Genomic DNA, 11,859 nt, shown 5'->3' with positions numbered 1-11,859 from the left:
GTGCTGGGTGTGGTGCTGACCGAGACCGGCGCGCTGCAGGCCGGTGAGGGGCATTATCGCCGGGCCCTGGATGCGCTGGGGCGAAATGACGGGGTGGTGCTGGCGAATCTGGCGTGGAATTTGAAGCTACAGGGGCGGCTGGACGAAGCCGCGGCGATTTACGAGTACGCGCTGGCGCTGCGGCCGGACAACCGGCGCGGCCAGGGCGGTTATGCGCAGGTGGAATTCGCGCGCGGCAACCGGGAGAAGGCGCTGCGCCTGCTGGATGAGGGGCTTGGCCGCTGGCCCGATGACAGGGCGCTGCGGCTGTTGCGGGCGATGGCGGATCTGGCCCTGGGAAATGCCGAGGCGGTGCTGGCGCGGCTTTGCGATGCGCCGGAGACCCTGATGGCGGCGGAGCTTTGCACGCGTGGCCAGGCTCTGGCGCGGCTTGGCCACCCGGTGGAGGCGGTGCAGCATTATTCAACCGCGAAACGGCTGCAGCGCGAGCGGCATGGCCAGCAATATCAAGCGGAGGAATTCGCGGCCAAAGCGGCGGCCTGCAAGGCGTATTTCACCGCCGAGCGGTTGCAGCCGCTGCCCCGCGCGGCGGCGGCGCCAGCCCGCCAGCCGGTGTTTCTGCTGGGCTTCGCGCGCTCGGGCAGCAGCCTCTTGGAACAGCTGCTCGGCCAGGTTCCGGGGTTCGCGGCGGGGGATGAGTTTTTCCCGGTGGCGGAGTTGAATGAGATGATCCCGGCGCTGGCGGGCGCGGTGCGTGGCTATCCGCAGGCACTGGATCAGTCGCTGGTGGGCGATGGCTGGGCGCTGCCGCAGCGGCTGCGCGAGCGCTACGAGGACGCGCGGGAGCGGCTGGGGCTGGCGCGGCCGGGGGTGCAATTCGTCACCGACCGTTCAGCCTCCAACCATTGGCAGCTCGGGTTGATCAAGCTGTTGTTCCCGGAGGCGCTGGTTATTCATGTATTGCGCCATCCGCTCGATGTCATGCTCTCCAACCTTGGCCAGGACCGCCGGCTTGAGGGCAATTGCGGGGTTTCAATGCCGGCGCTGGCGCGCCACTATGCGCTGGTGATGTCGCTGATCCGGCATTTTCGCGGCCAGTTGGCGTTGCGCTATTTGCCGGTGCGCTATGAGGATTTGGTGAATGGCACCGCCGCCACCCTGCGCCGTGTGGTGGAATTTGCGGGTGCGGACCCGGCCGGCGTGCCGCCCGAGGCGGTGTTGCGAGCGAACGGCGCCATGCCGCCCAGCCCGGTTCCGGCGCATTTTTCGGGGCGCGAGCCGGTGCATACGCGCGGGGTGTATCGCCACTTGGCGTATCAGAGCCATATGCCGGCGCTGTTCGCCGAGGTGCGGGGGATTTTGGACCCCTGGATTGCCGAACTCGGCTATGCGGAGGCTGGGCCGTGAGCGGCGCGCAACCCGGCAAGCAGGTTGTGCCGCTGGCCGAGGCGCTGGCCAGGCTCTCGGCGTTGGAACAGGCCAACAAGCTGGCGGAGGCCGATGATCTGGCCAACCGCATGCTGGCCGCCATGCCTGAGCATCCGCATATTCTGCATCTGGCGGGGATTATCGCGTATCGCAACGGGCGGGTCGCGCAGGCGCTTGAGCGGATGGAAAAATCCGAGGCGTTGGCGCCCGAGGCGGCACTTTACCCACGCAATATGTGCGAGGTGTATCGCGGCGCCGGGCGGCTGGATGATGCGTTGCGCGCGGGCAGGCGGGCGGTTGAGCTCGCGCCGCAGGACGCGCGGGCCTATTTCAACCTTGCGCTGATTCATTATGAACGGCTGGAGCTCGATGAGGCGGTGCGGGTTGCGGATCAGGCGATCTCGCTTGATCCGCTTTTTGCCGAGGCGCATTTTGAGAAGGCCGAGGCGCTGCTGCTGGGTGGACGTATGAAGGAAGGCTGGGAGAGCTATGAATGGCGCTTCAAGCTCAAGCAGGCCGAGGGTATGCTGCCCAAGACAGACAAGCCGCAATGGGATGGCCGGCCGCTGGCGCCGGGGAAACTGCTGATCGTCGGCGACCAGGGGTTTGGCGACTGCATCCAGTTCGGCCGGTTGATCCCCTGGGCCGCGTTGTTGTGTCCGCAGCCGGTGCTGGCGTGTTCAGGCGAGTTGACGGCGATTTTGCGGCAGATTCCGGCAATTGGGAAAATTGTCACCCGTTGGGAGGATACCGGCGATTATGAGGCGTATATCCCGCTCTCGGGCCTGCCGCGCCTGGCGGGGATCACCACTGAGAACGTGCCCCCGGCGGGGTATCTCGCGCCCGATCCGGCATTGGTGCAAAGCTGGGGGGCGCGGCTGGACCGGCTGGCGCCCAGGGGCAAGCGGCGCGTCGCGCTGGTTTGGGCCGGACGGCCGACACATAAGAACGACCGCAAGCGGACGATGCGGCTGGAGCAGTTCGCACCGCTGTTCGCGCGTGATGATCTGGCGATTCTCACCGTGCAGAAGGGCGAGCAGATTGCCCAGGCGGGAGGGTATTACGGCCATGCGCCGCTGCTGAATCTCGGCCCGGAGATTGTGGATTTTGCCGACACCATGGCGATTTTGCAGCATGTGGAGCGGCTGGTGACGATTGACACCTCGGTGGCGCATATCGCGGGGGCCATCGGGGTGCCCACGGCGCTGGTGCTGCCCCATGCGCCGGATTGGCGGTGGCTGCTGGGGCGGGAGGATACGCCCTGGTATCCTTCGGTCCGGCTGTTCCGGCAGGAGCGGGCGTATGACTGGCGCGGTGTGATCGAGCGGGTTTCGGAGTCGATCTAGCCTCCGAGATGTCAGCTTTAGGTGGGTGGCGTCGGCTGCGTGGATGGCGTGGGTTGCGTGGGTTGCGTGGATGGCGTGGCGAATACGGTGCCAACGGCGCTGAACGTGCCGTTGACACCGTGGCCCAGCAAACGGACGGAAGAGATGATGACCACTGCGATCAGCGAGGCGATGATCGCGTATTCAATCGAGGTTACGCCACGGCGGTCGGCATGGAATGACGGAAATTTCATAAAGATTAATTAATGAATAATCCGGCGGTCCACAACTCTCGGAGGCAAAGCCGAGGGACACAACACGCAAAGGTGATGTTTGCAAGGCGTTGTTCGTAAGGCGTTGTTCGTAAGGTGATGTTCGCGCCATGGAGGTCCGGGCCGGAATCGAACCGGCATACGCGGATTTGCAGTCCGCTACATCACCACTCTGCCACCGGACCATGGGGCGTTGCGCTGTATATCCCCGGCCAGCCCCCTGCGGTCAAGCCATGGCGCGTCTAATCTGCCGCCGTGGTTGAGTTATGCCCCCTGGGGCCGCTATATAGGCAATGTAATCTGTTGAGAGAGAAGGTTAACATGACGCAGCCCGCCCCCCAGGATATTGCCCGCAATCATATGGTGGATGGTCAGGTCAGGCCGAATCAGGTCAGTGACCAGAGGGTGATCGACGCCATGCGGGTGTTGCCGCGCGAGGCTTTTGCGCCCGCCGGGGCGCTGGCCTATGCCGACACGGACATAGAGCTTGGCGGCGGGCGGTTTTTGATGTCGCCGCTGCTGGCCGCGCGGCTGGCGCAGCTGGCGCTGGCGCGCAACCCGGCGGAGGTTCTGGTGGTGGGGGCGGGCAGCGGCTATCTGGCGGCGCTGCTGGCTTCGGCCGGTGCGCGGGTGGTGGCGCTGGAGGAGGAGACGCGGCTGCAAACCGGCGCGCTGGCGCAATATGCGCCGCAGGTGGAGGCGGCGTGCGGCCCGCTGGCGGCCGGATACCCGGCTGGCGGCCCGTATGACGTGATTGTGATTGAAGGTGCGGTGCCCGCGATTCCAGAGAATTTTGTGGCTCAGTTGGCGCCCGGCGGACGGGTTGTGGCCATTGTGGCGGATGGTGATGAGCCAGCCGGGCTTGGCCGGGCGGTTAGCGCCGAGGCGGTGGGCCGGGAATTCGTCGCGGTGCGGGCGTTTGATTGCACCGCGCGCGTGCTGCCGGCATTCCGTCGCGCCCCGGCTTTCAGCCTCTGAACATGGACGGATTTAGTTCGATGCGATCCATGCTTCTGGCCGGCCTTGCGATGAGCGCCGGCATGGCTCTGCTGCCGCGCGCGGTATGGGCCCAGGGGCCCGGAACGCTCACCCAGGCGCTGAGCGAAGCCTATGACAATAACGCGACCTTGCAAGCGCAGCGCGCGGCCTTGCGCGCCACGGACGAGCAAGTGCCGGCGGCGCTGGCCGGGTGGCGGCCGACGGTGACGGTTGGCGCCACGGCGGGGCGGCTGACGGGGACGGAGGTGTTGCCGTATAGTCAATCAAACCCTGCGTCCGGCAGCTATAAAATCACACAGAATCGCAACCAGCTGGTCGGCCAGGTGCAGGTGACGCAGTCGATCTATTCCGGCGGCAAAGTCATTGATTCAACCCGCCAGGCTAAGAACAGCGTTTACGCCGCGCGCGCGCAGCTGCTCGCAACCGAGCAGACGGTGTTTCTCAACGTGGTTAGTGCTTATGTCACGGTCATTACTGACCGCCAGGTGCTGGCGCTGGACCGGAGCGACCAGCGTGTTCTGGAGCAGCAGCTGAAGGCGACGGTTGAGCAGTTTAATGTTGGCGAGATTACGCTGACCTCGGTGGCGCAGGCGCAGGCAGCACTTGCCGCAGCCAAGGCGCAGGTTGAGATCGCGGATGGCAATCTGCAGATTGCCAAGGAGAATTTCCGCAAACTGGTGGGCGACTACCCGGCGCAAACGCTGGTGCCGCCGCAGCCGCTGGCGCTGCCGGTTTCCTCCAAGGAGCAGGCGGCGAAGGCCGCGCTGGCCAACAATCCGAATGTAATTGCCGCCGAATTCAATGACGCCGCCAGCAAAGATGCGGTGGACGTGGCCTTTTCCGCGCTGCTGCCGCAGCTCTCGGTGCAGGCTTCGGCTTATAGCCAGCAGGGAGCGGCTGGGCCGAATACGCGCCTCACCGGGGGGGCGGTTCTGGGGCAACTCACCGTGCCGTTGTATCAGGGTGGGGCGGAATATTCCGGCATCCGGCAGGCGCGGGCCAAGGAACAGCAGGCCTATGCCGGGATTTTGGATGCGCAGCGGACCGCCTATGCGCAGGCGACGCAGGCCTGGGAGGGGCTGGTGGCCTCGCGCGATGCCATTATGAGCACGAATGCCGAGATCAAGGCCAATGCCATCGCGCTCGATGGCACCGAGCGCGAAGACCTGGTCGGCACGCGCACGACACTCGATGTGCTGAATGCCCAACAATTGTTGTTGAATTCTCAGGTGCAACAGGTTCAGAATATCTCTACGCTTGTTAATAATTCCTACACTGTGGCGGCGGCGATCGGCCGTCTCACAGCAACGGACCTTGGATTGCCCGTAGATCAGTATAATGACCTTAAATACTATAAATCCGTGGAATATGCCGGTTTTGGCACCGGCGAGGCAGCCGACCAAAGGGCGGGCATTGCGCCTGATGGCAGCTTGCTGAACGCCGGCACGGCACCTGTGATCGCAGATGAGCCTCCTGGTTCGTCTGCTCCTTGAAGGATGACGCGATGAGTGAAAGCGGGAGCGATTTTAATAATCCGGCGGCCGGCGGGGGTGCTGAACCTTCGATGGAAGAGATTCAGGCGTCAATCCGCCGGATTCTCCTTGAAGAGGAAGAGAGCCAGAACGCCCTGGAGGAAGACCAGGATGAGGATGTGCTGCAACTCGATTCATCCATGCTTGCGGCGGAGCATCCGGCCGGGCGGGAGGTGGAGCGCAACATCTACCAGCCCCCCGCGGCTGGCCCGAACATCGCGCGTCTCCAGGAAACCGGAAAGGAAGACTTGATGGAAGACAATGTGCAAATTCCCAAAGGCTTGGTTGGCGATGAGGCCTCCAATTCCATCGCGAACACAATCGGCACGCTGGTCCATAGTATAAGCACTGAGCGGGCCGTGGCGGTGAGCCGGGGCGGCATCACCATCGAGGATCTGGTTCGCGAAGAGATCAAGCCGGTGCTGAAGGCCTGGCTGGATACACAGTTGCCGAGCCTGGTTGAACGGGTTGTGCGGGCAGAAATCAAACGCGTGATCGACCGCGCATAATTCCGGGGATTTTTCTTGACCACGTTGGATAAACATTTCGAGCCGGCCCCGGCTGAGGCACGGCTCTATCGCGGCTGGGAGCAATCCGGGGCCTTCGCGGCCGCGCCGCTCGGCAAAGCAGCTTCCTACAGCATCATGATCCCGCCGCCGAATGTGACAGGCAGCCTGCATGTGGGCCATGCGCTGACCATGACCTTGCAGGATATCCTCGTGCGCTACCGGCGCATGCAGGGGCGCGATGTGCTCTGGCAGCCGGGCACCGACCATGCGGGCATCGCCACGCAGATGGTGGTGGAGCGCCTGTTGGACAAGGAAAAGACCACCCGCAAGGCGCTGGGGCGCGAGACGTTTCTCTCGCGCGTGTGGCAATGGAAGGAAGAGTCCGGCGGGGCGATTACGCAGCAGCTGCGCCGCCTGGGCGCCTCGCCGGACTGGGCGCGGGAGCGTTTCACCATGGATGAGGGGCTCTCGGTCGCGGTGCGCGAGGTGTTCGTGCGCCTGCATGAGGAAGGGCTGATATATCAGGACAAGCGCCTGGTGAACTGGGACCCGGCGCTGCAGACCGCGATCTCCGACCTTGAGGTTGAGACCCGGGATGTGAAGGGGCATCTGTGGCATATTCGCTACCCGGTTGAGGGCGGCGGCGAGATTGTGGTGGCGACGACGCGGCCGGAGACGATGCTGGGCGATACCGCCGTGGCGGTGCACGGCGAAAACGCGCGTTATTACGGGCTGGTCGGCAAGCATGTGATCCTGCCGCTGACCGGGCGGCGGATTCCGATTATCGCCGATGACTACGCTGACCCTGAGAAGGGCACGGGTGCCGTGAAGATCACCCCGGCGCATGATTTCAACGATTTTGAGGTGGGTAAGCGCCACGGGCTGGCCACGCCCTCTATTTTGGACCGCCAGGGGTGCATCACGCTCGCCGAGCTGGGCGAGATGCCGGAATTCGTGCGCGGGCTGGAAGGCATGGAGCGGTTTGCCGCGCGCAAGGCGATTGTGGCGGAGCTGGAGCGGCTGGACGTTCTGGCGGAGATAAAACCCCACCCGCATGCGGTGCCGCATGGCGACCGTTCGGGCGTGCCGATTGAGCCGCTGCTGACCACGCAATGGTATTGCAACGCCGGTGTGCTGGCGCAGCCGGCGATTGCGGCGGTGGAAAGTGGTGCGATTAAATTCGTGCCGCAGCAGTGGGAGAACACGTTTTTTGCCTGGATGCGCGACATTCAGCCCTGGTGCATCTCGCGCCAGCTGTGGTGGGGGCATCGCATACCGGCGTGGTACGGGCCGGATGGCGCGGTTTATGTCGCGCGCTCTGAGGCGCAAGCGCAGGCGCAGGCCGGCGAAGGTGTGGTGCTGACGCAGGATGAGGATGTGCTGGACACATGGTTCTCCTCGGCGCTGTGGCCGTTCTCAACCCTCGGCTGGCCCGAACAGACGCCCGAGCTTGCGAAATACTACCCGACCGACACGCTGGTGACGGGCTTTGACATCATTTTCTTCTGGGTGGCCCGGATGATCATGATGGGGCTGCACTTCATGGGCGATGTGCCCTTCCGCACCGTGTATATCCACGGTCTGGTGCGTGACGAGAAGGGACAGAAAATGTCCAAGTCGAAGGGCAATGTCATCGATCCGCTCAACCTGATCGAGGCTTACGGCACGGACGCGCTGCGCTACTCGGTGGCGGCGGCGGCCGGGCAGGGGCGCGATGTGAAGCTCGGCGCCAAGATTGTTGAAAACAATCGCGGATTTATCACCAAGATATGGAACGCCGCGCGGTTTTTGGAGATGAACGGCGTCAAGCCGAATCCGGGGTTCCGCCCGGAGGATGCGAAGCTGCCGCTGTCGCGGTGGATTCTTGTCAAAGCCAATGCGGCGGTACGATCCGCAACCGAAGCGCTGGATGCCTTCCGCCCGAATGACTACGCGCAGGCCTGCTACCGCTTCGCCTGGGGCGATGTGTGCGACTGGTTCATCGAATTCGCCAAGCCGGGTTTCGCCGGAGATGACGCGGCGGAGATTCGCGATGTTGCCGCCTATGTGCTGGGGGTTTTGCTGCGGCTGATGCACCCGCTGATCCCCTTCGTGACGGAAGAGTTATGGGATCATTTCGGCTACGGGCCGCAATATTCGTTGATCAATGCGCCCTGGCCGGAGCCGGTTGGCGTGCATGAACCAGAATCGGCGCGCGCCGAAGTGCAATGGGTGGTGGACCTTATCTCCCAGGTGCGCACCGTGCGCTCCGAGATGAATGTGCCGCCCTCGGTCAAATCACCGGTTTTGTTGCAGGATGCGGCGGCGGAAACGCTTGCCCGGGGGGATGAATGGTTCGAGGCGATTTCGCGTATGGCGCGGGCTTCGGCGTTCGGTCCGCTTGCCGGGGAGGTGCCGCATGGCGCGGCGCAGGCGGTGCTGGGCGAGGCGACCATCGTGCTGCCGCTGGCCGGGATCATCGACCTCGCCGCTGAACGCGCCCGCCTGACCGCGACGCGCGCGAAGGCGGCGGCGGAGTTGCAGAAGGTGGAGCAAAAACTCGCCAATGCCGATTTCGTCAGCCGCGCGCCGGAAGCGATTTTGGAAGAACACAGGGAACGCCAGGAGAGTTTTGCCGCCGAGGTGGCGCGGCTGGATGCGGCGCTGCAACGGATTGCGTAGCGAACCGGCTTATGGTTTGCCTGCGTTCTCATAGGCTGATCCCATGATTTTCACGCGCATGGGGTGCAGCCCGTCCTTTTCGTTGAGTTCGTAAAACACCGTGGCTTTTCCGGTGCCCTTTACCTGGTGGTGGCGCGTCAGAAAGGCGAAGACGCTGCGGTCCGCCGAGCCGGTGTCTCCGGCGAGGGGCATGTTCCAGTGCGGCGCGGCCAGCGGGCAGGCGAGCTTGTTGATCATGAGGCAGTTGGGATCGACAAAGCCGCCGAAACGCTCCTGAAACATGCCCTGGCCAGGGCCTACGGATTCCCATGTGTCAACACAGATGGGCCGCCGGGTCTGGTCGTGCACAAACCAGCGCAACGCAAAGGCCCATTGCGCTTCCTCGGTTGCGGCGCGCATCTGGCGCAGATGGTCGGGGTGCCACCAGTTGTCGTCATCGAGATAGGCAACATAAGGCGAGTTGGCCAGATAGGTAAGCACGGCGCGCAAGCATCCGCCGTCGCTGGGCGGGGTGAGGCCGCCATGGCGGACCGAGGTGGAATAACCGGGCCAGAACGCCTGCACCACGCAATGCGAAGGCCGGGCCGCGCAGGCGGCATCGAGCGCGGCGAGGTCCCCCTCCATGACATCGATGCCGACCAGCACCTGAATGGTGCCGGGGAAATTCTGCGCGAAAATGCTTTCCAGCGCCTGGCGCAGCACGGGGCGGAGCAGGGTTGGAATGACCACGGCGGCATCCATGGTTTTTTGCAGGCCAAGATCGCCGTAGGTGCGTAAAAAACCTTGCATCACGGGGCTCTCCGGTGGGGTGGGGCGTGGACTTGCCGATGCGTTGGAACAATTGTAACGGTTACGGAGGGGTTCCGCAATTTTAACGCCCGGAGGCATGAATGCGGGTCAGGCAGGACATTATTGACCGGCTTTATGCCGGTGCCGATCCGTTCAGCAATTTCCCGGAAAGTCTGTATCAGGTGGATACGCAGGGCTGGAACAGCCAGCATCCTTATCTGTCGCGCGCCATTGATGTTGCCCGCCCGGAGGTCGTTGTTGAAATCGGCGTGTGGAAGGGCGGCTCGACCCTGTTCATGGCTGAGCATCTGCGCCGGCTTGAGCTGGATGCCGTGGTGATCGCGGCGGCCTACGGGGATGGGAAGGTTGAGCATTTCAACGGTAAATGTATCTTCAGGAAGGCGCCGGAGGCGGTGCGCGGATAAATTAAGGAAATCAGACGATGATTCGTGAAATTCAACCGGCTGACCGCGCGCAATGGGACCCGCTGTGGCAGGGTTATCTGCGCTTCTACAAAACGGAACTTCCGGCTGCGGCCACGGAGATTTTATGGAGCCGTTTCTTCAACTCCGCCGAGCCGGTTAACGCCCTGGTGGCTGAGGAAGATGGCAAGCTGCTCGGCCTCGTGCACTATATTTTCCATCGCAACACATGGGAGGTGGAGGATGTGTGCTACCTTGAGGATTTGTTCACGGCGCCGCAGGCGCGCGGCAAGGGCGTGGGCCGGGCGTTGATCGAGGCGGTGTATGCGAAGGCCCGGCAGGCGAAGGCGAAGCGCGTGTATTGGATGACGCATGAGACCAATAAGCAGGCGATGATCCTGTATGATCAGGTGGCGGAGAAGCCTGGGTTCGTGCAGTACCGCAAGTATCTTTAAGCGGGCTTTGGCCGTTCCGGGGTGGCGGGCAGAATGGCTTGCAGTTTGGCCGGCAGCAGCCCGACGGTGAATTTGCGGGCCGGGTTCCAGAAGGCCGAGAGCAGCAGCAACGCCGCGCCGATGACAAAACCGGCGGCGGCGAAGCTCACCTCGGGTGAACCGGCGGTGCGGATGAGCGCGCTGATGGCGTACATCACATAGAGCAGCGCCGCAGTGAGGATGGCCCGGCGGTCGATGATGAGGGCGAGCAGCGTCATCAGCAGATAAAGCCCGGCCACCAAGCCGGCGCGGCTGTAAGCATTCTGGCCGGGTGAGAAGACGCCCAGCAGGTGGAACAGCGCGTGGACGATGAGCGGCGCTGCGGCCAGATGCAGCCAGAAGGCGACGTCCGTGCGGCGTGTGGCGCGCTGGCGGTCGCTCATGTCCCAGCGCATGGCAAGCGCGAAAAGTGCCAGCCCGCCCAGCAGGCGCAGCACCGGCTGGCCGTATTGCAGGCCGGGGATGAGCATGCGCGTTAGGGCGAGCAGGCTGGCAAGCCCGGTGAGGCCCATGAACGCGGCGGTGATGGGAACCTGAAAGCGGCGCCAGTGCAGGAGGTAGGCCAGGGTCATGAAGCCGCTGACGGCGAACAGATCAAACTGCGCGTTCCACAGATTGGTCAGCACGAATATGTCTGCCTGCTTCAGCGCATGGGCGATGAGGGCGGCGAAGAGTATGGCGCAGCCCATGCCGTAGCCGAATGCCAGCACGATGCTGGGCAGCGAGAGGCGGCGGCGGCGGGTGAAATATTCGGCCAGCCCCCAGGAAAACCCCGTTATGGCGGCGCCGCCGAAGAGAAAGGAGCTTCTCCCGGCCAGCCATCCGGCGCCGGTGAGGAATACCACCATGGCGATGGAGATGAAAATATCATTGAAGCCGGTGAGCAGGCGGAACTGTTCTTCATCAGGCGCGGCGCGGTGCCGGCCGGCGAATGCGCGCAAGGCGTCCGCGGCCTCGGGTTTGAGCGCCCCGGCGGCAACCGCGGCGTCCAGCTCTTCGTCGTTGTAGATGGCCATTGGGCTCCGGGGTGTTCGCGCTGTAAAAAAGGGGGCTTAGAGCCTGAACGCTTTAAATGCGATCAGGCTCTGGCCATTTTTCTGGCGGCGATTCACGCTTTCGGCTCGCTCAGGCGAGCGAGCCTCAAACGATCGCACTTTAAAAGCCCCTTTTGTTTCAACCGGCCAGAAGTGCTGCTTCGGCGAATTCGTAGTTGGCGATTTTGTCCAGCCAGTTGGTGATGTAGTCCGGGCGGCGGTTGCGGAAGTCCAGGTAGTAGCTGTGCTCCCACACGTCGAGCGCCAGCAGCACCTTGCCTTCGCCGGTGGCGAGCGGGTTGGCGCCGTTGGGGGTTTTGGCCATTTTCAGCTTGCCGTCTGCGGCTAGCAAGAGAAAAGACCATCAGGGACAGAACTGGAAGAAGCCAGAAGG

At 63.7% G+C, this 11,859-nt stretch carries 11 protein-coding genes, 1 tRNA gene and 1 pseudogene; 8 read left to right on the top strand and 5 right to left on the bottom strand.

Features of this window, described 5'->3' with window-relative positions; all coding sequences use genetic code 11:
• The coding region (locus HKL97_RS08610) for a sulfotransferase (RefSeq protein ID WP_291424382.1) at window positions 1-1,407 on the top strand (1,407 nt) is incomplete at its 5' end.
• The gene (locus HKL97_RS08605; RefSeq protein ID WP_291424380.1) at window positions 1,404-2,774 is read left to right on the top strand and encodes a tetratricopeptide repeat-containing glycosyltransferase family protein; all 1,371 of its coding nucleotides are present in this window, start codon (window positions 1,404-1,406) and stop codon (window positions 2,772-2,774) included. The genes HKL97_RS08610 and HKL97_RS08605, both read left to right, overlap by 4 nt.
• Before the next feature lie 17 nt (window positions 2,775-2,791).
• Here the strand turns inward: HKL97_RS08605 and HKL97_RS08600 are convergent, their stop codons facing one another.
• A complete protein-coding gene (locus HKL97_RS08600) occupies window positions 2,792-3,007 on the bottom strand; it encodes a Flp family type IVb pilin (RefSeq protein WP_291424379.1) in 216 nt (71 codons plus the stop codon).
• 129 nt (window positions 3,008-3,136) lie between these two features.
• A tRNA-Cys gene (locus HKL97_RS08595) sits at window positions 3,137-3,210 on the bottom strand.
• A gap of 136 nt (window positions 3,211-3,346) precedes the next feature.
• On the opposite strand from HKL97_RS08595, the gene HKL97_RS08590 reads away from it, so the two are divergent.
• From HKL97_RS08590 to HKL97_RS08575, 4 genes are read left to right on the top strand one after another with little or no spacing between them, the layout of a single operon-like run.
• Complete coding sequence (locus tag HKL97_RS08590; protein WP_291424377.1) at window positions 3,347-4,003, top strand: protein-L-isoaspartate O-methyltransferase; 657 nt, start codon at window positions 3,347-3,349, stop codon at window positions 4,001-4,003.
• 20 nt (window positions 4,004-4,023) lie between these two features.
• Entirely contained in the window at window positions 4,024-5,517 is a 1,494-nt protein-coding gene (locus HKL97_RS08585) for a TolC family outer membrane protein (RefSeq protein ID WP_291424375.1), read from the top strand.
• Window positions 5,518-5,528: 11 nt separating this feature from the next.
• Entirely contained in the window at window positions 5,529-6,065 is a 537-nt protein-coding gene (locus HKL97_RS08580; RefSeq protein WP_291424373.1) for a DUF2497 domain-containing protein, read from the top strand.
• A gap of 24 nt (window positions 6,066-6,089) precedes the next feature.
• Window positions 6,090-8,726, top strand: a complete 2,637-nt coding sequence (locus tag HKL97_RS08575) for a valine--tRNA ligase (protein WP_291424386.1) — start codon at window positions 6,090-6,092, stop codon at window positions 8,724-8,726.
• A 9-nt stretch (window positions 8,727-8,735) separates the two neighbouring features.
• Here HKL97_RS08575 and HKL97_RS08570 read toward each other — a convergent pair whose 3' ends face one another.
• Entirely contained in the window at window positions 8,736-9,515 is a 780-nt protein-coding gene (locus HKL97_RS08570) for a glycosyltransferase family A protein (protein WP_291424384.1), read from the bottom strand.
• Between the two features lie 101 nt (window positions 9,516-9,616).
• Between HKL97_RS08570 and HKL97_RS08565 the strand changes: the two genes are divergently transcribed.
• Together HKL97_RS08565 and HKL97_RS08560 are read left to right on the top strand one after the other, a co-directional pair.
• Window positions 9,617-9,940: a hypothetical protein gene (locus HKL97_RS08565; protein ID WP_291424371.1), complete on the top strand. Its 324-nt coding sequence runs from the start codon at window positions 9,617-9,619 to the stop codon at window positions 9,938-9,940.
• Window positions 9,941-9,957: 17 nt separating this feature from the next.
• Complete coding sequence (locus tag HKL97_RS08560; RefSeq protein ID WP_291424369.1) at window positions 9,958-10,392, top strand: GNAT family N-acetyltransferase; 435 nt, start codon at window positions 9,958-9,960, stop codon at window positions 10,390-10,392.
• Here HKL97_RS08560 and HKL97_RS08555 read toward each other — a convergent pair.
• Window positions 10,389-11,447: a hypothetical protein gene (locus HKL97_RS08555; RefSeq protein ID WP_291424367.1), complete on the bottom strand. Its 1,059-nt coding sequence runs from the start codon at window positions 11,445-11,447 to the stop codon at window positions 10,389-10,391. The genes HKL97_RS08560 and HKL97_RS08555 overlap by 4 nt on opposite strands.
• A gap of 157 nt (window positions 11,448-11,604) precedes the next feature.
• Window positions 11,605-11,829: pseudogene (locus HKL97_RS08550) on the bottom strand (Fe-Mn family superoxide dismutase); the annotation flags it as partial.
• Window positions 11,830-11,859 lie beyond the last annotated feature (30 nt).

Origin of the sequence: Acidocella sp., from assembly GCF_013044125.1 — a bacterium.
GTDB lineage: Bacteria > Pseudomonadota > Alphaproteobacteria > Acetobacterales > Acetobacteraceae > Acidocella.
The sequence above is the reverse complement of the archived record's forward strand: the minus strand, read 5'-3'. Positions and strand labels throughout refer to the sequence as shown.

Coding starts and splice junctions, on each gene's coding strand:
- HKL97_RS08580 (WP_291424373.1), top strand. CDS start 5,529: ATGAGTGAAAGCGGGAGCGATTTTAATAATCCGGCGGCCGGCGGGGGT.
- HKL97_RS08565 (WP_291424371.1), top strand. CDS start 9,617: ATGCGGGTCAGGCAGGACATTATTGACCGGCTTTATGCCGGTGCCGAT.
- HKL97_RS08560 (WP_291424369.1), top strand. CDS start 9,958: ATGATTCGTGAAATTCAACCGGCTGACCGCGCGCAATGGGACCCGCTG.
- HKL97_RS08600 (WP_291424379.1), bottom strand. CDS start 3,007: ATGAAATTTCCGTCATTCCATGCCGACCGCCGTGGCGTAACCTCGATT.
- HKL97_RS08570 (WP_291424384.1), bottom strand. CDS start 9,515: ATGCAAGGTTTTTTACGCACCTACGGCGATCTTGGCCTGCAAAAAACC.
- HKL97_RS08555 (WP_291424367.1), bottom strand. CDS start 11,447: ATGGCCATCTACAACGACGAAGAGCTGGACGCCGCGGTTGCCGCCGGG.
- HKL97_RS08585 (WP_291424375.1), top strand. CDS start 4,024: ATGCGATCCATGCTTCTGGCCGGCCTTGCGATGAGCGCCGGCATGGCT.
- HKL97_RS08590 (WP_291424377.1), top strand. CDS start 3,347: ATGACGCAGCCCGCCCCCCAGGATATTGCCCGCAATCATATGGTGGAT.